This window comes from Myxococcus sp. AB036A (assembly GCF_006547355.1).
Classification (GTDB): Bacteria; Myxococcota; Myxococcia; order Myxococcales; family Myxococcaceae; genus Myxococcus; species Myxococcus virescens.
Map to the genome: position 1 here is coordinate 51885 of NZ_VHLC01000001.1, position 21380 is coordinate 73264.

A 21380-nucleotide genomic window follows, 5' to 3' on the forward strand; every position below is an offset into this window, starting at 1 on the left:
GGCTCAAGGCACCGGCAAGTGCCGGACCTCACCGCTCTCCAAATCCAGCCACACGCCCCGGCCCCCCGCGTCGAATGCCAGCAAGACGCTGTCCGTGAGCCGCACCCTCGGGCGGGCATTCCCTTCGAACGTCAACACGGCGCGGGAAAATCCGCGCCTGTCCGTCAACTGAAGCTGCCAATCCGGCCCCAAATCCATCAACTCCAAAAGCCATTCCCTCGAGAGAAAGATGCCCTTGAGCGTCTCGTGGTCGCTCTCCGTCCGAACCCGATTGCGAAGAGACACGGGCCGCACCCAAGCCAGCGAGCTCCTCAGATGATTCCATCCGCGTTCCACATCCTCGGGGTTGGAGGGAGATTCCATGCACAGGACAGCAGCCTCACCGTCCGGGACCACGGACTGATGCCAGCTCACCATTTTCGGGTCCGACACCTCTGGAGGCAGCTCCGAACGGTCGCGCAATGTGGGCCCGTCCGCGAGCGTATACGTCCACCGCTCCTGTACTCCGACGATGAAACTCATGTGTGTGGCATCCGCCGCAATGGGAAACGCACGGCTGGCAAGTTCCGGGACTCGCCAGAGCGCGCGGCAATCAGCGGCGAGCGCATCCACCATCATCACCATGTTTTCAGAGGACACGAACCAGACATTGCCGTCGTAGCTGGGGGACCAGTCCGTCAATGACATATCGACCCAGGGGCTGCACCTGCGTGTGACCAGGTCCAGCCGGGACAGGCGCCACACCTCGTCCCGCCGCGCGAGTGCCAGGACCCGGTCCCCATGGATGGATGGCACCAGGTGGAAGGCCGGCACGTCGAAGTGCGCCACCGTCCGGCCGTCCTCGCGAACCAGCCGCGCCCCCGCTTCCCCCAGTGCGTACAGCAGCCGGCCGTCTGGCAGCACCACCACGTCATGAAGCGTGAAGGTCCCCGCTTCTGAGGCCCGCACCGTGATGTCGATGCGCGGCCGTGCATGGGTATCGCGCCACGCGGTGTGGGTATTGTCGGCCAGCGACGGCAGGTCCGTGCGCAAGGTGCCGTCGGGCGCCGCGCCCAACAAGCGCTTGATGAGGCTCAGGTCCGAGGTGAAGCGGGCATTGCCCGCCGCCCGGTCCCGAAGCAACGCGCGCAGCGTGGGCACCACCAGCGCGGTGCGGTTGGCGGAAGGAGGCTCTTCCACGAGCGCCAATCCAAAGACGAAGCGCTCGGACGCGCGCTCGGGCGCGTCGTCGTCGAGCAACGCACGCACCCGCGCACCCGCCACCGTCAGTCCATCCTCGAACGCCGTGGCCCACATCGCCAGCAGCCGAGCGCCCGTCGCGCCACCACTCGCCACGCCCCGCTCCAGCCATTCGCGCGCCGGGGCACGATTCTTCGCCACCGGCCACACCACCTGAACGGCGCGCGCGTAGTCGCCGGCCTCGGCGAGCGTCTCCGCCCATAGCAGGCGGAGCGCAAGGGCCTCCGGTGGATTCGAACGCTCCAGCCGCGCCACCGCGTCCCCGAAGGCCCCACTGCGTCGAGCGATGGCGACGGCACGCGCTACGTCCTGAGCCAGGAACCACTGACGCACCACGAGCCCTGGAGCCAGCTTGCGCCCCTCGGCCAGCTCCGCCGCCAGCTTGAAGCGGCCATGCCGCTCCAGGAAGGACACGGCTTCCTCGACGGCGCCCAGCAGCTCCGCGAGGACGAACGCGGCTTCGTCGATGCGCCCCTCGCGCTCGAAGCGACGGAAGGCCTCGCGGTAGCGCTGCTGGAGCGCGGAGTAGAGGCCAGCGCCTCCCCCGAACACGGCCCCCGCCGCTCCCCGCGCCTCCGTCTGGAGGGCGAGTTGCGCACGAGGCCCTGGCAACCCCAAGGCCTCGCGTGCGTTCTCGCTCAGCTCCTTGCCCAGTGGAATGGCGTGCCGCAGTGCCTCGTCGAGGTTGCCCTCCTCGAACATGTCGAAGAGGCGGCGCACGTACTCCGCCTTCCGCTGCCGCCCCCACGCTCCGAGCAGGGTGTTGCGCATCATCCAGTCGGACAGCCAGCTCCAGGGACTCGGGCCCTGTAGTACTCCGGGGGCCACCGCTCCCAAGAGCGCGGCCCCAAGCCGCGCCATCCATCCTGGCCAGCCACGCCCGGACTCGCCGCCTCCGCGCACCGCCGCTCCCTGACGGGAGAACTTCTCGCGCAGCCGTGCCCACCATCCCGGCCGGCGCGCCCCAGCGGCGACGGGAGCGCGGCGCCCCTCCATGCGCGCGAGCATGTTCTGTGCTTCAGGTGACGGCTCGGGCACGCCGGGACCGAAGCGTTCGCGCGACGGCGGAGGCACAGGCTCCAGCACGGGCACAGGGGGCGGCGGCGCGCCCAGCGTCTCCGGGACTCGGAGCGTCCACGCGGACACGTCGAGCCATGTCGACACATCCACCCGCGGCATCGCACCGACAGAGAACACCTGGGACCGTCCCCTGAGCACCAGCAACGCCGCGCCTTCATGGAGACTCGGGTGCCGACGCTCCGCTGGAGACAAGGGCGCCGAGGAGAGGACGCCGTACTCCCGAGTGAGCGGCAGCCCCAGCGCGGCTTCGCACACCACCGTGCGTGGCGCGGACATTTCCACAAGATATCCACCCGCCACGGCGTGAACGGACATGCCGGGCGTCCACACCGCCAGAATCCGGCGGCGAGCCTCCGCCTCACCGAGCAGGGCCGGATCGAACCAGAAAGCCGAGGCCCGAACCGTGCCCCGATGCACCTGCTGCCGGGGCCGTAGCCCCGCACGTGCCGTGCTCATCCCCCGCCCCCCGTATGGATACGGCACAGCACCGCTTCATGCTCCAGGTGGTACAGCACCAGCTCGCCTTCCGTCGTCAGCCACCCGAGCACAGGCACCGCATGGCTGGCCTCCGCGTGGACCACGTCAGCGGCGGCCACCGCCAGCTTGAACTGGTGCTGGAGCCCCACGTTCCAGAAGGTTCGCTGGTCCGGGTCGAGCGCCAACAGTCCGGCATCCCCTTTCGCCTGCGGACAGCCCCCGACGCCCACGGCTCGCAATCCCGAGCGCAGCGCCACGAATTGCACCGAGTCCCGATGGTGCAAACACCACATGCCTGGGATTTTGTTCACCGCGAGCAACCCAGCATCCGGATGCCCCGAGTGGTGCGATGCACCGAACCAGAGGGTGTCGCCCCTCGAGTCCTGCAGGCGAACCTGGCGCACCTCCTTCGCACTCACGATGCCCAGCCGCATGCAACTCGCAGCCCCCCCATTTTCGTCGCGCGTCACGACGATGCTGGAGCCCTTCACGTGAGCGGCGGCGATGACCCGCTGAGCCACCTGGGCGGAGACCACGCGGCGGGAGGAGGCGTCCTCCTCGAAGAAATAGAGCCTGTCGTCCAGGCCGGACAGGAGCACGCACTCCCGATTGAATGCATCGAGATACGTCGTCAGCCGGCCGGGGGGCTGTCCACGAGCAGGATTGGGTGGATGCGCCTGCGTATCGCGCAACGTCCAGGGGAACGCCTTGGGCCCACGAGTCCTCGACTGATGTTGCAGTTGCCCCCGGAAGGCATAGGCATAGGCGCCCTGCCGCCGCATCAGCACGAGCAGCCCCCCCTGCCGCCGCCAACCCGCGCCCAGGAAGGTCTCATCACTCCGAGGCATCATCCGCTGGGGCCGAGCGAGGGTGGCGCGAGGAGAATTGGGCAGCGCCATGGCGCCGACGCCTCCCCCTTCATAGAAGAGCATCAATCGGCGGCCATCCGCGGAGAAGGCAAACCCCGACACCCGCGAGTGCTGGACTGTCTTCACGGGCGCGGCGACGCGCGCACGGAACGGGTCTCTCAACAGACGCACGCTGTCGTCCGGAGACGGCAGGTCGAGCAACACGGAGCGCGGCGCGCGCGCGGCGGGATGCACCTCCACCGCGAGCTGGCGCACCTCGGGCGCCAGGACTTCGGAGACCTCGATGCGCGAGAGCGTCTCCGCCCCCCCGAGCCGGGACAGGCGGGAAGACCCCACGAGCCAGGCGTCCGCCGTCCGCGCGCCGAGCTCGAGTGCCTCACACCAGGCCGAGAGCCGCTCAGCCGAGGGCGGCGCGGTGTCACGCGCGTTCAACCAGGCGCCCAGCGTGGCGGGCGTCACTTCCGTGAACCAGCCACGCCGCGGGTCTGCCTGAAGCACGCCCCATGCGAACGTGGCGCCCGCGGCCTCCGCCCTGCGCGCCATGACGATGAGCAACGCGAGGTGCGCGATGCGCGGAGCGCCAAGCTGGTCCGGTCCCGCATCGAGCAACATCACCGTGCGACGCGCGCGCTGAGGCTGGCGGAACGAGGGCTTGAGATAGGACAGCTCTCCGAAGGCGGCACGGCGCACCAGTTCGTCGGGTGCCTCCAGGGCCCACAGCCATTCACTCACCAGCAGCCGGTCGAAGGAGCCTCTTCGCGACAGGCCGTCATAGCCTTGAGGCTCGCCGCCCTCCCTCTCCGAGGGCGCCCGCAGCGGCCCCAGCGCCACGGACAACCGGGCAACCAGCGGGCCCAGGTTCAGCGCCACCTCCAGCGGGAACTTCGCGAGGATCGACGCCCAGGGGCGTAGCGCATGGGGCAACGTGCTCACGGCGTGTCCCCCCGCGACTCCGTATCCAGCCAGGCCTGAAGCGTGACACGCGACACGGGCCGCGCGGCGTCCATCCTGACGAGACACCTGGACGCGGGCAGCACCGCCCACTTCGCTCCCCCCGCGTGCGCATGCACCACGAACGCACGCTCCAGCAGCGAAGCCGCCACATCTGGCGCCAGCGCACAGGGAAGCAACAGTGAGGGCGCCGCGGCATCCCGCCCCAGGTACACGGCGCCGTCGACCCATGGCAACGACGCCGAGGCCCCGAGGAGCACCAGGAGGCCCCGCCCCGCGACGCCTTCCCAACTGGCAAGGCGTGCGTCGTCCTCGGCGAGCACCCGGCGCGCGAGCGCCACCGCCACGGGGCCTTCTCCTGCCACGGCGAGCGGCTCCAGCGGCTCGGAGCGCGACCGCCACCGCACCGGCAGGAGCGCGGCGTCTTCGCCGCGCGTCTCCAGCGCGTCCCCCGTCCGTGCGTCTCTTCCCGTTGCGCTCACAGCACGTCAGCCACCGCACCCCGGCTCCGAGGCGGCGCCTCCGGAAACCGATGCGCGGAGCCTCCAGGCTCGCGGGCCTGCGCCCAGGCAGTGGCGGAGACAGCGCGGGAACCCTGCGCGCTCACACCGCCACCTCCGTTTCGGATGACTCGAGCCCTGAAGCGCCGGAGGCGAGCACACCCGCCACCTCCGCGCGAAGCACCTTCAAGTCATCGGGAAGCGACTCGGGAGCGAAGCCCGCGTCCATCTCTCGCGCCACGCCCTCCAGCTTGAGCCGCCACGCGGCGAGCGCCTCGCCATTGCCATCCACGGGCCGCTCCGCCAGCAGCGCCTGCCCCGCGGAAGCGATGCGCCGCGCCCGCGCCAAGGGGCCCGCGCTGGCCTCCAGCGCCGCCGCCGGCAGGGCCGGGTTCTCCGTCCCGGCGAGCACGTCCCGCAGCACGTCCCGAGCGAGCGCCTGGGCCTCCTTCGTCGGCACGGCATACACGAGCGGCCACAGGTCCGCGGTCCCTGGCGTGCGCCGGCCCGCGAGCGCCGCGGCGGCGGCGATGAGCTTCTGGACCTTCACCGCGCGGCGGTCGGACAAGGCCACGCCCGCGGCGCGCAACGTGCGCAGCGCATGCGCCAGATGAGGGCGCACCCCGGAGAGGTCCGCCTCCCGCGCGGCCTGGGCGACCACGTCCAGGGACTCCAGCGAGGTGACATGCGCGTCCGCGTCCCCCCACAGTGAAGCGCCGCCCGCGAGCAACTCCTCCAGCCGCGGGTCTGGCACGGGCTCGACGAAGATGCGTGCGAGGAACCGGTCCGCGAAGGCGGCCAGCGACTCGTCTTCCGGCAAGGCATTGGAGGCGCCCACGCAGACGCGCAGGGGGCAGCGCATCCGGGTGTGGCCGCGCCGGAAGGTGCGCTCATTGAGGAGGCCCAGCAGCGTATTCAGGATGGCGGTGGAGCCGAGGAACACCTCATCGAGGAAGGCGACCTCGGCCTCGGGCAGCATGCCCTGGGTCTCCGTTTCGACGATGCCCTCGCGCAGCTTGCGAAGGTCCACGGGGCCGAAGAGCTCGGAGGGCTCGGTGAAACGACCCAGGAGGTATTCGAAGTACGAGCCGCCCAGGACACGTGCGGTGCGCCGCACCGCCTCGCTCTTCGCGGTGCCCGGCGGACCGATGACGAGCAGGTGTTCCCCCGCCACGGCGGAGAGCGCGACGAGCTCCACCATCGCCTCGCGTTCGACCAGGCCCCGGCCCGCACTGGAGAGTGCGTCACGAACGGCGGAGGCAGCGGATTCGAAGGAGCTGGACATGGAACACCACCCTAGCTTCCGGACTTGCCCTCCGGAAGCGCATGCAGGTCCCCACCCCACCCCTCTCTCCGGCAGGGCGGCAGTAGTTGGACTGTCCGCAGGGATGCGCATGGCCACACCGAGGCACGCGCGTCTGCATGATTTCATGACACGCAGCGGCACTCGGAGTCCCCCACGGCGACCTCCAGGCATAGAGTGCAACGCATGAGAAAGCAGTCGATGTGGGTGGCGGTGGTGGGCGTGCTGTGTGTGGGAACGGACGCGATGGCGGCAGGCTGGAATGGCTATGCATCGCTGGGCGCCGGCATCACCCTGGACCATTTGAGCAACTTCCGCACGAAGGGCCCGGCGCTGCACGGATACCTGGGTCTGGAGACCCCACCCGGATTGTCGGTGGGCCTGCTGGCGGAAATCTCCGAGACGTGGGGCCAGCAGTTCCCGGACGCGATGCGGCCGGGGCAGTTGGAGCGCTCGCAGCTCGACTACCGGGCGGTGGGCATCGAGGCGCGGCTGCGCTTCTTCCAGGACAAGCCCATCACGCCGTGGGTGGGCGCGCGGCTGTCGAAGAGCTGGGGGAGCACCTTCACGCCGGACGACGTGGGCACCTGGCTGCGGCAGAACATCGACACCACGAGCATGGCCTTCCGGGTGGGCGTGGACGGCTGGTTCAGCGACCGTTGGGGCGTGTCTGTCTCCACGGGCTTCCAGTTCTGTGACGTGAAGCTGACGACCAACTCGCTCAACCAGTGCGCCAAGCTCATGCAGTCGGTGATTGCCGGGCCGGTGTTGCGCATCTGAAGCCACGGCCCCGCGCGCCCGTTAGAGTGGGCCTGTCATGAGCACTTCGACGACATCGCCTTCCGCCGTGGGTCCTCGCTGGCTGTACCTGCACGGCTTCGCCTCGGGTCCGGATTCGAAGAAGGGCGTGGCCGTGGCCCGGCACTACGCGGACCAGGGCATTCCGGTGGAGCGGTTGAACCTCCGCGTCCCCTCCATGGAGCAACTGCGCCTGAGCGCCATGCTGGACACGGTGCTGGCCGCGATGGGTGGGCCCGAGGAGCGGGTGGTGCTCATCGGCTCCAGCCTGGGAGGCCTCACGGCGGCCCGAGTGGCGGAGCAGGACGCCCGCGTCTGTGCACTGGTGCTGCTGGCGCCCGCATTCCGCGTCGTCCCGCAGTTGCGCCGGAGAATGGGGAATGCGGCGTGGCAGCATTGGCAGACGTCGGGCTGGATTGAGACGGACGACTTCACGACGCAGAGCAAGGTGCGCATCCATTCGGGCTTCATCGCCGACGCGGAGGCAGTGGACGCACGCACGGGTGGCTGGCCCGACGTGCGCGTCCCGACGCTCATCATCCACGGCCGTCAGGATGACACCTGTGACGTCCAAAACTCGCGCCAGTGGGCGGAGGGCAAGCGCCACGTCCGGCTGGTGGAGGTGGACGATGGCCACGAGCTCACCACGTCACTGCCGCGGATCCTGGAGGAGACGGAGGTGTTCCTCCAGCCCTGGGGCACCCGGGGTCCTCGCGCTCAAGGTTCGATGCCGTAAGCGGCAGCCCTCTGCTGCATGACGCGGAGGATGTCGGGTGGCGTGTCGCTGCCCAACGGCAGACGCGTGCGCTGGCCGTCCACGGTGGATTCGGACATCGTCACCTGCCGGTCATGTGCGACGGGAGAAGGGCGCTGTGATCTTCCTTGTATTCGTCCAGCCGGTGCGCGGCGATGAGCAGCATCGTGAGCCGAAGGGCATCGGCCGCGTTCACGTCAGATAGGCGCGAGCCGTTGCGCTTGGAACGACCATCCCTGAAGCCCCTGTGCGAGAAGTGGTCTGCCCCCGATTTTCGGGCCAGTTGAAGCGAGAGAGAGTCCTCGCGGACCAGTCGTTCAATCTTCGCTTCCAGCGTCTTGGGGGCATTCGTTGTCATCCGCCACTGGTCGCACGCAGCGACGAGCTACCCCCCTGAACGCGTCTAAATTTATACAATCCATCAAGCCTTCCGTCGAAGATGACGAGGATTCCAGACGCACACACCTTCAAACCGAAGGAATGTAGTGGCTGTGGCTGAATAGCTTCTATTCATGAAGAACCAAAGAGGTCTCGATGCTCCCCACAAACGGCACCACTGAGCACTTGGCACACACCCTCTCACTACGAATGCAAATCGCATCACCCAAATATCAAATTCTCTCCATTGCCATCGAACTAATCATCTCATCCCTACGCCAGCGCGGAGGGACTTCCCCGGCAGATGCCCCCACCCTCCAGGCCAACAAGTATGTTCACTAGAACCTCGAGAACCCATCCCCAATTGCACCAACAACAGAACTCATTAACATCACACGACTCACGCCATCGACAAACTGGCGTGCGGATTGAAACATGAATTAGCACGCTATCTCAGCACACAGCCACAGTCATGCATCGCCCGCATCTCCACCTCGGGGATGCGGGCGCCCACGTAGCGACCATTCGCCAGCACATTGTTCACGCCGGAAACAACCAAAGCGTGAAGGGCAACGCGACGAGCAGCGGCGAGTTCGCCGAGAGCGACGTGCCCTCGTCGGTGAGTACCCGACGCACCTCGCGTTTCAACCCACGCTCCCCGCGTTCACGAGGAGCGACGACGCTCGACGTGACGGCCCAGAATTTCACCGCGGCGTTTCACCCCACGCTCCTCGCGTTCACGAGGAGCGACCCCCGAGTCGGAGCAGCAGAGCGAAGCGGTGCCGGTTTCAACCCACGCTCCTCCCGTTCACGAGGAGCGACCACCAGAGGGAAATGCATCGTCGGATTCGACAAGCTGCAGTTTCAACCCACGCTCCTCCCGTTCACGAGGAGCGACGATGCAGGACGCGATGCGCAGCACGCCGACGTTCCCGTTTCAACCCACGCTCCTCCCGTTCACGAGGAGCGACGACTTCCTTCTCGGCTGGTGCTCCGATGATTGGTTTCAATCCACGCTCCTCGCGTTCACGAGGAGCGACGACACCGGACGAAGCGGACGACTGGCAGGACAGGTTTCAACCCACGCTCCTCGCGTTCACGAGGAGCGACACTGAAGTGGTGACTGAGAAGGCGCTGGAGGGCTGGTTTCAACCCACGCTCCTCGCGTTCACGAGGAGCGACAACGCTGGCTGTGCTGTTGCAGTGGTTGACGACGGTTTCAACCCACGCTCCTCGCGTTCACGAGGAGCGACAACCGCAGGCCCTGGAACGCGCGCGCCGTAATCTTGTTTCAACCCACGCTCCTCGCGTTCACGAGGAGCGACGCTGGACGGCCTGACCTACCTGCGGTTCAAGACGTTTCAACCCACGCTCCTCGCGTTCACGAGGAGCCACGTCCGGTCGGCACCCTGCCCCTGTGGGAGCACAAATGACGTTTCAACCCACGCTCCTCGCGTTCACGAGGAGCGACAGCTCCAGGACAAGACGGTCCAGGAGTACCTGGAGTTTCAACCCACGCTCCTCGCGTTCACGAGGAGCGACCCGTGTTCTCGATGGCGAGCGTGACCAGCGCGAGGTTTCAACCCACGCTCCTCGCGTTCACGAGGAGCGACCACCTGCGCTGCGCGAGCTGCCCGGGTGCTCACGGTTTCAACCCACGCTCCTCGCGTTCACGAGGAGCGACACCACCCGCCCACGCCGTTGACGCGCCGGTTCTTGTTTCAACCCACGCTCCTCGCGTTCACGAGGAGCGACACCACGGCTTCCGCGCCCGCGAGCGGCACGGACGTGTTTCAACCCACGCTCCTCGCGTTCACGAGGAGCGACATGCGTTGGTGGAGACCATCTCCCTAGCCAACGAGTTTCAACCCACGCTCCTCGCGTTCACGAGGAGCGACCATGGCTGGTCCTCCAGAGCGGCAGCCGTCAGCGGGTTTCAACCCACGCTCCTCGCGTTCACGAGGAGCGACAATCTGTTTCTGCCGCGCGTTGCCGAGGTTCGTGTTTCAACCCACGCTCCTCGCGTTCACGAGGAGCGACGTCCTCCTGTCCATGTACGCCCAAACCTATACACGTTTCAACCCACGCTCCTCGCGTGCACGAGGAGCGACCAGGCGCGACAGGCTGAGCTCGACTACCGGAAGTTTCAACCCACGCTCCTCGCGTTCACGAGGAGCGACGGACCGCGAATGGGCGACGCAGACGGACTATTCGGTTTCAACCCACGCTCCTCGCGTTCACGAGGAGCGACCAAGTCGAAGGGCGAGCGCTCGAAGGACTCGGTGTTTCAACCCACGCTCCTCGCGTTCACGAGGAGCGACTGTCGGCAGCATCCAGCGGCGAGCCCAGGACGCGCTGTTTCAACCCACGCTCCTCGCGTTCACGAGGAGCGACTATCGATGGACCGGGGGTGGCGACCACGGCGCGCCGTTTCAACCCACGCTCCTCGCGTTCACGAGGAGCGACTCCGGACCTGCCCGCAGCCCTCCCGTCACCATGTTTCAACCCACGCTCCTCGCGTTCACGAGGAGCGACACTGTCGTCGGAGGCGACTCCAGATGCTCCAGCCGGTTTCAACCCACGCTCCTCGCGTTCACGAGGAGCGACCCACCCGCAGTCCGAGGTCGTCGCCGTCAACGAGTTTCAACCCACGCTCCTCGCGTTCACGAGGAGCGACCATGCTTGTCCATGCCGGGCGTCGGGGCTGAGGGTTTCAACCCACGCTCCTCGCGTTCACGAGGAGCGACTGGAAGCCGTCGAAGTCGTCGGCCTTCACTGCGTCGTTTCAACCCACGCTCCTCGCGTTCACGAGGAGCGACACGGACCCCGCCTTGGTCCGGTCCTCCACCTCGTTTCAACCCACGCTCCTCGCGTTCACGAGGAGCGACGAAGCCCTTCTGGACCCTTGCGGCTGCCTACCAGTTTCAACCCACGCTCCTCGCGTTCACGAGGAGCGACTCCCGATTTCGGAGGCCGCGCGCTGGTCGCAGGTGTTTCAACCCACGCTCCTCGCGTTCACGAGGAGCGACGATGGACGCGGCGGCTGCCGAGGCGCGCACCGCGAAGTTTCAACCCACGCTCCTCGCGTTCACGAGGAGCGACAATGCACGCGTTTGTGGGTGGCATCGACGCCACGCTGTTTCAACCCACGCTCCTCGCGTTCACGAGGAGCGACTTCGACGTCCTTTCGTGTGTGGCGGGTGAACTACTGTTTCAACCCACGCTCCTCGCGTTCACGAGGAGCGACATGTGACATGCCAGGGCTCGGACGCCAATCGCTCGTTTCAACCCACGCTCCTCGCGTTCACGAGGAGCGACTATCGATGGACCGGGGGTGGCGACCACGGCGCGCCGTTTCAACCCACGCTCCTCGCGTTCACGAGGAGCGACGTCCTGCTGGGCCTGCCTCATCCCCTGCCACCCGTTTCAACCCACGCTCCTCGCGTTCACGAGGAGCGACCGGGGTCCTGGGTGGACAGCATCCTCTCCAGGGTTTCAACCCACGCTCCTCGCGTTCACGAGGAGCGACTGCGCCGCGCTAGCAGCTCCTCCACCTCCTGCATCGTTTCAACCCACGCTCCTCGCGTTCACGAGGAGCGACGTGACTACTTCTTGGCGCCGGAGAGGGGCGGGATGTTTCAACCCACGCTCCTCGCGTTCACGAGGAGCGACGATGACGCAGACCGCTTTCTTCGTCCGCACCTGCAAGTTTCAACCCACGCTCCTCGCGTTCACGAGGAGCGACGAGGCCGTGCCGTTGGGCGTAGGCCACCGTCAAGGGTTTCAACCCACGCTCCTCGCGTTCACGAGGAGCGACCGGCGCCGCGCTGCTGGAGGAATTGGAGGGACTGAGTTTCAACCCACGCTCCTCGCGTTCACGAGGAGCGACTCCTTGAGGTAGGCGAGAACGTCTGTCTCTGGCTTGTTTCAACCCACGCTCCTCGCGTTCACGAGGAGCGACATTCGCGGCGTGGTGGACTGGCTCCCGCTGGAGCGTTTCAACCCACGCTCCTCGCGTTCACGAGGAGCGACTCTGCCTCTCCAAAATAGCGTTCTGACTACGGAATCCAGCCGCATTTCGCGAACCAGCCCGTACTGCCACGAAGGCTCCCCGCCGCTCGTGACGTACACTCGCCCAACTCCATGATTCTATTCGGGATTTCAAAGAGCGCAAACCCTCGACGGAGCGCACACCGGGGCCGGTTCGCGAACGCCTACAGGACCAGCGGCCCCTCGACGTCCAATGGTGCTCTGGCGCCATGATGCTCCGTCTTCCGGGCATCGTCCTCCGACAGGAAGTAGAAGCGCAGGCTGTCGCATTCCGAATCGAATGCGCCGAGCAGGCGGGCGCGCAGGACGACCCAGTCCTTGGGCTCCAGGACACACTCGAAGACGGAGTATTGCACTCGCACGCCATGGTCTCTGCAAGCCCGCGCGATCTTGCGCAGGCGCCGAGGCCCCTGGGGGTCCGACACCCGCACGTCGTAACAAATCAACACGGTCAATCTACGCATCAGCGCATCGCGAAGGGAGGGTAGCCGTCCAGCTCCCCTCGGAGGTGGCGTGCCAACAGCAACGCTTGCAGGTGAGGCGCCATGCCCCAGGTCGTCTCCTGCCCCAGGAACGCGTGCCTCACCCCCACCTGCTTCGCCTCCTGGTACGCCACGAGGAACGTCTTGCGCGCATCGTCCTTCAGCAACACAGCCCCCGCCGACTCCGTGCGGAAGTCCCCGGGCTTGAGTTGCCCCCGGTTCACCAGCGAGAAGACGAGCCGGTCCACCACCGGCGCACGGAACTCCTCCATCAAATCCAGCGCCAGCGACAGGCGCCCAGGGCGGTCCTCGTGCAGGAACCCCACGGCGGGATCGAGCCCAACACCCGTGAGCGCTCCCGCGCAATCCTGCGCCAGCAACGCATAGCCAAACGAGAGCATCGCGTTCAGCGGATTCCTCGGAGGCCGACGGTTGCGGCCATCGAACTTGAAGCCCTGGGCGCTCTTCTTCAGCAGCGCAGGAAAGGACTCGAAGTAGTCGCGCGCCGCGATGCCTTCCAACCCTCGCACCTGCTCCAAGTCATCCACTCGGGTCAGCGCGCGCAGGTGCTCCGACAGCCGCCGCGCCGTCTCCGACAGGGCCTCCTGTCGCTCGGGCGCCGCGTCACGCCGCGCATGCAACACGAACTGCCGCGCGTTCCCGAGCTTCCCCACCACCAATGCCCGGGAGATGGCCACCGAGCGAGCAACATCATCCGCCGCCCGGTACTGCTGCCGCCGCAACAAGACGTTGCCGCCCGGCACGCCCTCCACCCTCGCCAGGAAGCGCCCCGTCATCCCGAAAAAGGAGACATGGATGCCCGCCTCCAGGCAGCTCTCCATCAACTCTGGCGTCAGCCACGCGCGCGTCAGGCACACCACCGAGCGCAGGTGCCGCAAGGGAACCTCCGCCTTCTTCTGGTCTTGAATCGTCACCACCACGCACTCGCCTTCCTTGTTCAGGCGAGTCCCTTCCGCGGTAATGAACAGCGTGTTCAGCGCGGTCGTCATGCGCTCCTCCGTTCAGCCGTCTTCGTCCATCCACCGAGTCAGGAAGTCCCGGGCGCTCCGCTGCCCCGCCGTCACTCCAGGAAGGCACAGCGGCTCCAGCGAGCACTTGTCACATCGGGGTGCGCGCGCCACGACAGGGACCTCCTGCCGGCGCAGCACCTCGTGCATGCGCGCGATGGCGTCCTCGGTCCGCTGGCGCAGCTCCGCGTCGAAGCGCACCGCGGCACGCTTGTGCTCCACACCGTAGAAGAGCGCCCCTTCCGGGACATCCACGCCGTGCATCTCCTCCAGGCACAGCGCCTGCGCGCAGAGCTGCACGCGGTCCGCCTCCCCCGCCTTGCGCCGGCCGCGCTTCACCTCCACCGGGAAGGGCCGCCAGCCCGCCCCCTTCGCGTCCCGCTGGTACTCGACCATGTCCGCGCGCCCGGACACGCGCAGCCGCTGCGAGCCCAGCAACACGGCCCGCTCCACCCGCCGTCCCACCCGCGCGTCATGTCCCGGCAGGTCCACGCGCTCGTGCAGCAGTCTGCCGGAGGCGGTATTGACGTCCTCGCGCCATTGCCGCTCGACGTGGATGAGCGCCGCCTGCCGCTCGCAGTACAGCAGGTGCTGGAGCGCCGACAGCGCCACCCACGTCTCGCGGTCCGCGCTCATCCCACCAGCTCCAGCACCTCAATGCCCTGGGGCAGCCCTGCCTTGTCCACACGGACCTCGTAGTCGGAGAAGCTTCGAGCTGGCTTCTCCGGCTGGGCGCGCACCGCATGGACGCGGTCAAACAGCGCGTGGGCCGGCGCGTTGCCGAGCTCCGAGCCATGCTTGAACACAACCACCTTGCGCATGGACATCAGCCCCCGCGCGGCGCTGCGGTCCAGCTCGAACATGTGAGTGAAGGATTGGAAGAGCAGCTCCAGGTCCGCCGTGCCGAACCCCGTCTGCTTCGCAAGATGCGGTGAGACGAAGCCATGTGCCCGGTAGAGCCCGTAAGGCACGGTGTTCTTCCGGCCCATGGTGCGGTTGTCACCGCCCTGCTTTTCCGCTTCGTCCTCAGTCGCCACCGCCATGCGGGTGATGGAATGCTCTTGCGACACGATAGGGTCCACCGAGCGGGCGAAGGTGAGCTGCACCGGCCCACGCACCTGCCCTGCGTTGGGCCCCGTGGACATCACCGCGCCAAAGGTGCGGACATCGAAGAACGTCTTGCACATCCACGCGCGGCCCTTCTCCACCTCGGAGCCCTGGGCCCTGCCCTTGTCGTTGCGCTTCTTGCCATCCTCCGCGCGAGCGGGTTTCTCGTTCAGGTCGATACCCAGGCTCTTGTATCCATCCGCGATGCGGTTGTTCAGGATGGCCTTCTCCTTGACGAAGATGTCCAGCCCGGGCTTCCCCTCCTGCGTGAGCAGGACGAAGTTTCGCACCTTGCGCTTGAGGCTCACGTCCGTCACCAGCCCATGGCCCGTCTCCGCATCAATGCGAGGCAAGTTGCCGGCGTCGGGATCTCCGTTAGGGTTTCCATCCAACACGTCGAAGAACAGGACGAAGTCATGGCGTTGCTTGAGGTCGGTCATGGCGCTTTCTCTGGAATGGGTTTGGAGGCGGTGAAGGCTCAGGTGGAGGACGCTGCCGAATCAGCCGGAACCGCGGCGGCCTCGCGCTTCGTGAAGAACGCTTCGCGCTGGTGGTAGTAGCCCACGGCGAAGAGGCCCTGCTGCTCGGGCTGGAACACAGGCGGAAATGGGTCCTTGGAAGGCAGCAGGGCCATCACCTCCCCCTTCGTCCGCTCCAGCCACCTGCCGTTCTCCCCCGCCTTGGAGGCATGGTGAACGGAGAGCTGAATCAGCCGGGGGAAGACGGTGACGGGGTTTCGAGACGCGGCGCCGAAGTAACGGTCGCGGATGGTGGCGTTGAGGTCCTTCAGCGCCACGCCCTGCAGCCGCTCCAGCACAGCGAAGAGGCGGCCGAGCACATAGGGCTGCGAAGGATTGTCCTTGTCCAATGACACAGTGACCTCCAGGGGAGTGGATCCACGATTTCGATCTCGCAACAGGTACGCCTTGATGAGTGCGACGCGGAGCCGGAGCTGCTCGCGCTCGACCCCGCCGTCAGCGGGCGGCAACCGCAGCCGGTCTAGCGCGGCCACCAGGAGCTGGCGCGGGAAGGGCTGACCTCGCAACGCCGCCCCCAGCATCCGTGCGGCGATGTCCGGCGTCAGGCCCCGTCCCGAGGGCGCCTCCACGGCCTTGAGCAGGCGATAGACGGGGAGCGGCCCCGCTGGCGCGTCGCCCATGCGCAGGTCGTCGAAATAGCGCCGGATGTTCCGCTTCACCTCGCCCACGCGAGACTCGAACCAATCACGCACCGCGACGCGGCCCGCGTTCCCCGCCAGCGTCACGGCGTAGAAGGCGCGGTCATCCAGTTCTCCTCGCTCAACGCCCTTGAGCGGAGACTCAACGAAGCGCTTGAGGTCATCCTCCGTCGGGTCCAGGAGCGACAGCAGGAAGCTCTCTTCCGAAGGAGAGGCGCGCGTCCAGAACACCATCACCGAGCCAGCCGCCAACTGAATGCCTTGACGGAAACGGCGCTGCTCCGTCCTCCGCAGCATGTCGTTGAGGGCCAGCACGTAGCCCAGCGACGCCTCCTGAGAGATGGGCGCGTTCTCCCCCTGCTCCAAACCATGCGACGAAAACGCGGGCGCGTTGAAGGACACCAGCGACGCCCCGGACGGCTGGGCCTCGGGGACGTTCTTCAATTTGGGGTGCGTAACGGCCACCACGCCCTCGCGGCCCGTCACCAGACACAACGCCCTCCGCCCCAGCGCGCGCTGCGCACCTGCGCGACGCTCCCAGCAGGCACGGATGGCGGGGTTCTGGTGCACGGGCGTCGTGGCCTCACCAACGACGAATGCGAGCATCTCGGAGCCCGTCCACTCCTCGGCCCCCCTGTCCGCCAGCGCCTTGCTCCGCTCGGCCTCGCTGTCCAGGAAGGACTCCACGGCCCGGGCCTCCGCGTCCTTCGTCTCCGCGACGACCTCGCGCACCGGTTTCAAGAAGGCTTCCAACCGGGCCAGGCGCTTCTCCACGCCGCCTGCCTTCGCCTTGGGCGCATCCTTCTCGTAGGCGAGGACGTACTTCGAGTTGTCCGCGAAGAAGCCCGCCGCGATGTTCACCGAGCGCTGCGGCAACCTGGGGATTGGCATCGCATTGCCTCTCCCGTCTTCCCTCGCCAGGGACTCCAGCTTGATGAACTTCCCCTTCGCGCTGATGCGAATGAAGAAGTCCACGGGCTTGACCTCGTACAGAGGGTCATCCGTGAGCCCTCGCTCGCGCGCGAAGTCATTCAGCGCCGTCAGCATCATGGAACGCCTCCCCCCAGCACCCGCGCCCGAGGCGGCACACGCAGCACACCGTCCTCCAGGAACGCCTGGAAGAACTCAGGACGCACCGGCTCGCCAGGAATGTCGAAGACGAAGTCGTAGAACATGAGGCCCAGCGGCCTCCGCCCCTGGCCTGACTCATGCGGCAACAGGACGTCCTCCGCGGGCTCGACGCGCGCCGCGAACTCACGGCATCCCAGGTAGGGCGCATGGAAGAACTGGCCTCGCTCCAGACGCCGCTCGAACATGTCCTCGAACTTGCGCACGTTGTCGTCGGGCCCCGCCTTGCCCGGCACCAGGGCGAAGGAAGCGGTGATGACGTAGTCCACGTCTCGCAGCGCCACCGTGTTGCGCTGGGCCCGGTCCTCGTCCGCCGCGTAGTCGAACTTCCCCACAGTGGCCCGGCTGTTGACCTCGTTGCGGCGGAAGCTGGTCCATCGCACCGGCGCGAGCACGGCGATTTCGTGAACGTGCCAACGTATGGCCGGCTTCCACAGGATGGCCTCCAGCACCCCACGTGCCGCGGAGGGCGTCATCACCTCGTAGCTGACGCGCTCGGCCTTCATCTCGGGCCGTGTGAAACAGGCCACGGGCCCCCGCGCCCTCACGCGAAAACTTCTGCCTGGCGTTGATGTCATCCACACCTCCTGAAGCGGGTCTCAAGCGGGAATGAGGAAGGACGGGTCGAAGATGCCGACGTGGTCCGGAAGCAGGCCGAAGCGCTTGTGGTACACGGACGTGTGCTCCGGCCCCAGGTACGCCACCGTCTCGGCAGCGAGCCGCGCCAGCTCGCGCGCCAGCCAGGCGTCCCGGAGCTTGCGAGGCACCATCACCGTGAAGCGTTGCAGCGCGCGCAGCCGCTCTCGCGAAGGGCCTCGCTCACGCAGCGCATTCACCAGCGGCGCATGGCCCGCGTAGGGCACCACCACCGAAGCGCTCCAGTCGTCCTCGACGAGCTTGAACGCCTTGGACACCTCTTCGAACTGGAACTTCGCGCGCAGCGCCTGAATACCCTTCTCATCCCGGTGGCGCGTGGCGTAGAGCCTGGCGAAGTAGCGCTGGAAGCTCTCGGACGCGAACAAGTCCAGGTCTGGTGATTGCTCCAGCAGGCCGCGTGTGACGTCCTGGGCGGCGCGAGGAACGCCCCTGGGGGGCTGCGTCTCAGGCTCATAGACGCGCAGCTCGCCCAGGCCCTCCATCAGCCCCTCCCGGTTGCACCGGCCAGCGGCCTGGGCCAGCGCGTCCAGGCCTCCCAGGCCTCGGTAGACGACGCCGAAGTCCAGCTCCACGCCCGCCTCGACGAGTTGGGTGGCCACCAACCGCACAGGCTCCCCTCTTCGTTTTCGGGCCTTGATGTCCGCGAGCACCTGGGAGCGATGCTCCGGGCACATCAACGCGGACAGGTGCAGCGAGTCTTCATGCCCCAGCCGTTCATCCACGAGCTCGCAGAGCCGCCGCGCGTCGGCCCGCAGGTGGACCACCGCGAGCACGTCCCGCTCGGCCGCCACGGCGTCGGCCAGCTCGGCATAGGGGAGCTTCCGCCCTGACGAGGGCCAGCGCACGCGCACACGGCGCAGCCGCTCGAAGGCGCGCACCGAGGCCGGGACGATTTCACGCACCTCCGGCAGCCCTTCCGGGAAGTCCGGGCGACGGCCCAGCGCTGGCTGCGTGGCGGTGCAGATGACCACAGAGCAGCCGTAGTCCCTCACCAACGCGCCCAAGCCATCCAGGACGGGCTCCAGGAGCGAGGCGGGCAGCGTCTGTGCCTCGTCGAGCACGATGACGCTCCGGGCCACGCGGTGCAGCTTGCGGCACGCCGACGGGCGGTGAGCGAAGAGGCTCTCCAGGAGCTGCACCGTGGTGGTGACGATGATGGGCGCGTCCCAGTTCTCACTGGCGATGCGGTTGAGCGGCGTCTCCCGGTCCGGGTCGACAGCGGAGTGGTGCTCGATGACGGCGTGCTCCAGCCCCTGGAAGGCCTGGCGGTACGCCTCCGCGCTCTGCTCGATGATGGAGGTGTAGGGGATGGCGACGATGACGCGCTGAAGCCCCTGCGTCCGCGCATGTTCGAGCGCGAAGGCCATGGACGTCAGCGTCTTCCCTCCCCCCGTGGGTACCGTGAGACTGAAGACACCGGGGCGCTGCACCGCGGCCTCCACGGCGGCGGTGAGCACCTCGCGGCGCACCCGGTTCACCTCCGTGTCCGGAGCCCCACGCTGCTTCTCCCGCAGGAAGCCGCGGAGACGCTCGGCGAGCTGCGACAACGACACCGGCACCTCGCGGGCCGCGCTCCTGTTCGCATCGAAGAAGGCTTCAGTGTCCAGGAAGTCCGCGTCACAAAGGACGGAGAAGAGCATCCGCGTCCAGAGCTCCGCTTGCCGTGGTTCGAGCTTGTCGAGCGCCTCCGGAGAGAAGCCCAACGGTCCGTCCAGCAAAGCGGGTGCGTCACAGCGAGCCCGCGCATCGGAGAGCAACGCCTGCTTCTCCGTGCGCCCCACGCGGTTCCGGAGGTTCGACGCGTCGGGCAAGCCTGAGTGGTGCCCGGCTATCGCGAATGCCAGCGGCATCAGACGCCGGTCCCGGCTCAGCGCCCAGAGCGCACCGGCCGTCGAGTGGTCGCGCTCCAGCGCTCCCTCTTTCTCCAGGTGCGCCTCGAAGCCGTTCTCCTTGCGGATGCGTATCTGGAAGTCCCGGGTGTACTTGCCCAGGTCATGCCACTGCCCCACGGCCAGCGCGGGTGCGCGCAAGTCCTCTCGCGGCGCCAGCCTCGCGGCCCACTGCCCCACGGCCTCCAAGTGCTCGCGCAGCAGATGAGCCCGGCTGTCTTCTGCAACGTGAGCCAATGGCTCCGCCGTGACCACGCGTGGCACGGCGGGCCGCTCCGGAAGCCCGAGGTCCTTCTTCATGGCATTCCCCCCACCGCCCACGTGTCTGACCGCACAAGCGAGCACGTGCGTCTGCATTCTCGTTTCCGTCTGGTGACCGGCACAAGACGACTTGTCCTACGAAAGCCCGGGACGCGCGCTCCCCCTGGGGTGGTATGCCCAAGAGCGAGCAATGCGAGCAGGCTTCTGGCCACACAGGCGGCAACCCATGCGTGCCAGACGGCTGAGTCCGCCGCGACGTGCCCACCGATGAAGCGCTCAGCGCCGCTGCGCCATCACCTTGTCCTGGCGGCCTCGCCTCCCCTGGCCATGCATGCGCACGAATGGCCTGGAAGCCTCGCGTTCAAAGCTCGACACCGTCAGTGGGAGCCGCAACGAATACCCGGGCGGGTAACCGCCGACTCGGCAAAGTCAGACATCCACCCAGGTGTTCAATCCCGGCAGTCCGGCAGGCGGGCCTCGCACTCCAGTCGTTGCCTTTGACGCATTGCGATTAGATTGCGCGCCATGAACCGCGAATACCACCGCTGGTACAGCGAGCGACTGCACCGCGACATGGAGCTGCTCATCTTCGGTCACTCGGGCGAACCCGTGCTCCTGCTGCCGACCAGCAAGGGCCGCTTCTTCCAGGCCGAGGACTTCGGCCTCATCGGCGCCATCGCCGACCGCGTCCAGTCCGGCCGGTACATCGTGGTGTGCCCGGACTCGGTGGACGAAGAGTCCTGGTTCAACACCGGCATCCACCCGGCGGAGCGCGTCCGGCGCCACCAGCAGTGGGAGGAGTACCTCCTCCACGAAGTGGTGCCCCTGCTCAAGAGCCGCAGCACCGGCGGGCGCCTCACCCTGGCCGGGTGCAGCTTCGGCGGCTTCCACGCGTACAACGTCGGCCTGCGGCACCCGCACGTCTTCCGGCGCCTGCTGTCCATGGGCGGCAAGTTCGAGACGAACGAGTTCCTCGACGGACACCACGACTCGGACGTCTACTTCCATTCGTGCACGGAGTGGCTGCCGAACCTCACGGACCCCGCGCAGCTCTCCGCCCTCCAGCGTGTGGAGATGGTGCTGGCGGTGGGGGAGCACGACTTCTGCCGCCCCTCCAACGAGCACCTCTCCAACCTGCTGTGGAAGAAGGACATCGGCAACCACCTGGCCGTGTGGCAAGGCGGCACGCACGACTGGCCCGTGTGGCGGCAGATGATTCAGCAGTACCTGCCCTGGTAGCCGCCGCGCGCGC

Annotated in this window: 15 protein-coding genes and 1 CRISPR repeat array; of the genes, 3 read left to right on the plus strand and 12 right to left on the minus strand. The window is 67.4% G+C overall.

Features of this window, described 5'->3' with window-relative positions:
• Window positions 1-3 precede the first annotated feature (3 nt).
• The 4 genes from FL344_RS00235 to FL344_RS00250 form a co-directional block, all read right to left on the minus strand.
• On the minus strand, window positions 4-2775 hold the full coding sequence (locus FL344_RS00235; protein WP_228564634.1) for a bpX6 domain-containing protein: 2772 nt from the start codon (window positions 2773-2775) through the stop codon (window positions 4-6).
• Window positions 2772-4598 carry a hypothetical protein gene (locus FL344_RS00240; protein ID WP_141617046.1) on the minus strand — a complete coding sequence of 609 codons (1827 nt, stop codon included), beginning with the start codon at window positions 4596-4598 and terminating at the stop codon, window positions 2772-2774. Before FL344_RS00240 ends, FL344_RS00235 begins: the two co-directional genes overlap by 4 nt.
• Window positions 4595-5098, minus strand: a complete 504-nt coding sequence (locus FL344_RS00245) for a hypothetical protein (RefSeq protein WP_141617047.1) — start codon at window positions 5096-5098, stop codon at window positions 4595-4597. The genes FL344_RS00240 and FL344_RS00245 overlap by 4 nt, the downstream gene beginning before the upstream one ends.
• A 121-nt stretch (window positions 5099-5219) precedes the next feature.
• Window positions 5220-6602, minus strand: a complete 1383-nt coding sequence (locus tag FL344_RS00250) for an AAA family ATPase (RefSeq protein ID WP_141617048.1) — start codon at window positions 6600-6602, stop codon at window positions 5220-5222.
• Between the two features lie 3 nt (window positions 6603-6605).
• Between FL344_RS00250 and FL344_RS00255 the strand changes: the two genes are divergently transcribed.
• Both FL344_RS00255 and FL344_RS00260 read left to right on the plus strand, forming a co-directional pair.
• Window positions 6606-7199, plus strand: a complete 594-nt coding sequence (locus FL344_RS00255) for a hypothetical protein (RefSeq protein ID WP_141617049.1) — start codon at window positions 6606-6608, stop codon at window positions 7197-7199.
• A 37-nt stretch (window positions 7200-7236) separates the two neighbouring features.
• Complete coding sequence (locus FL344_RS00260) at window positions 7237-7953, plus strand: YqiA/YcfP family alpha/beta fold hydrolase (RefSeq protein ID WP_141617050.1); 717 nt, start codon at window positions 7237-7239, stop codon at window positions 7951-7953.
• A gap of 100 nt (window positions 7954-8053) precedes the next feature.
• On the opposite strand, the gene FL344_RS00265 is transcribed toward FL344_RS00260, so the two are convergent.
• From FL344_RS00265 to FL344_RS00300, 8 genes are all read right to left on the minus strand, one after another.
• Window positions 8054-8329 (minus strand): hypothetical protein, encoded by a 276-nt coding sequence (locus FL344_RS00265; protein WP_141617051.1) that lies wholly within the window; start codon window positions 8327-8329, stop codon window positions 8054-8056.
• Between the two features lie 661 nt (window positions 8330-8990).
• Window positions 8991-12381: direct repeats of the CRISPR family, unit length 37 nt; unit sequence GTTTCAACCCACGCTCCTCGCGTTCACGAGGAGCGAC.
• A gap of 182 nt (window positions 12382-12563) precedes the next feature.
• Window positions 12564-12863: a CRISPR-associated endonuclease Cas2 gene (gene cas2 / locus FL344_RS00270; protein ID WP_225888307.1), complete on the minus strand. Its 300-nt coding sequence runs from the start codon at window positions 12861-12863 to the stop codon at window positions 12564-12566.
• The gene (gene cas1c, locus FL344_RS00275) at window positions 12863-13891 is read right to left on the minus strand and encodes a type I-C CRISPR-associated endonuclease Cas1c (protein ID WP_141617052.1); all 1029 of its coding nucleotides are present in this window, start codon (window positions 13889-13891) and stop codon (window positions 12863-12865) included. Before cas1c ends, cas2 begins: the two co-directional genes overlap by 1 nt.
• A gap of 12 nt (window positions 13892-13903) precedes the next feature.
• Window positions 13904-14545 (minus strand): CRISPR-associated protein Cas4, encoded by a 642-nt coding sequence (gene cas4 / locus FL344_RS00280; protein ID WP_141617053.1) that lies wholly within the window; start codon window positions 14543-14545, stop codon window positions 13904-13906.
• Window positions 14542-15456, minus strand: coding sequence for a type I-C CRISPR-associated protein Cas7/Csd2 (gene cas7c, locus FL344_RS00285; RefSeq protein ID WP_141617054.1), 915 nt, complete (start codon window positions 15454-15456; stop codon window positions 14542-14544). Before cas7c ends, cas4 begins: the two co-directional genes overlap by 4 nt.
• A gap of 38 nt (window positions 15457-15494) precedes the next feature.
• Window positions 15495-17243: a type I-C CRISPR-associated protein Cas8c/Csd1 gene (gene cas8c, locus FL344_RS00290; protein ID WP_141617055.1), complete on the minus strand. Its 1749-nt coding sequence runs from the start codon at window positions 17241-17243 to the stop codon at window positions 15495-15497.
• Entirely contained in the window at window positions 17240-17899 is a 660-nt protein-coding gene (gene cas5c / locus FL344_RS00295) for a type I-C CRISPR-associated protein Cas5c (RefSeq protein ID WP_194862924.1), read from the minus strand. Before cas5c ends, cas8c begins: the two co-directional genes overlap by 4 nt.
• Window positions 17900-17920: 21 nt before the next feature.
• Window positions 17921-20167 (minus strand): CRISPR-associated endonuclease Cas3'', encoded by a 2247-nt coding sequence (locus tag FL344_RS00300; RefSeq protein ID WP_228564635.1) that lies wholly within the window; start codon window positions 20165-20167, stop codon window positions 17921-17923.
• 486 nt (window positions 20168-20653) lie between these two features.
• Here FL344_RS00300 and FL344_RS00305 point away from each other — a divergent pair, with 486 nt between their 5' ends.
• Complete coding sequence (locus tag FL344_RS00305) at window positions 20654-21367, plus strand: esterase family protein (RefSeq protein ID WP_141617058.1); 714 nt, start codon at window positions 20654-20656, stop codon at window positions 21365-21367.
• The last annotated feature ends 13 nt before the right edge of the window (window positions 21368-21380 follow it).

Bases quoted from the DNA above. Each gene is read 5' to 3' on its own strand.
- FL344_RS00235 (WP_228564634.1), bottom strand. From the start codon at position 2,775: ATGAGCACGGCACGTGCGGGGCTACGGCCCCGGCAGCAGGTGCATCGG.
- FL344_RS00265 (WP_141617051.1), bottom strand. From the start codon at position 8,329: ATGACAACGAATGCCCCCAAGACGCTGGAAGCGAAGATTGAACGACTG.
- cas8c (WP_141617055.1), bottom strand. From the start codon at position 17,243: ATGATGCTGACGGCGCTGAATGACTTCGCGCGCGAGCGAGGGCTCACG.
- cas5c (WP_194862924.1), bottom strand. From the start codon at position 17,899: ATGACATCAACGCCAGGCAGAAGTTTTCGCGTGAGGGCGCGGGGGCCC.
- FL344_RS00300 (WP_228564635.1), bottom strand. From the start codon at position 20,167: ATGAAGAAGGACCTCGGGCTTCCGGAGCGGCCCGCCGTGCCACGCGTG.
- FL344_RS00305 (WP_141617058.1), top strand. From the start codon at position 20,654: ATGAACCGCGAATACCACCGCTGGTACAGCGAGCGACTGCACCGCGAC.
- cas2 (WP_225888307.1), bottom strand. From the start codon at position 12,863: ATGCGTAGATTGACCGTGTTGATTTGTTACGACGTGCGGGTGTCGGAC.
- FL344_RS00260 (WP_141617050.1), top strand. From the start codon at position 7,237: ATGAGCACTTCGACGACATCGCCTTCCGCCGTGGGTCCTCGCTGGCTG.
- cas4 (WP_141617053.1), bottom strand. From the start codon at position 14,545: ATGAGCGCGGACCGCGAGACGTGGGTGGCGCTGTCGGCGCTCCAGCAC.
- FL344_RS00255 (WP_141617049.1), top strand. From the start codon at position 6,606: ATGAGAAAGCAGTCGATGTGGGTGGCGGTGGTGGGCGTGCTGTGTGTG.
- cas1c (WP_141617052.1), bottom strand. From the start codon at position 13,891: ATGACGACCGCGCTGAACACGCTGTTCATTACCGCGGAAGGGACTCGC.
- cas7c (WP_141617054.1), bottom strand. From the start codon at position 15,456: ATGACCGACCTCAAGCAACGCCATGACTTCGTCCTGTTCTTCGACGTG.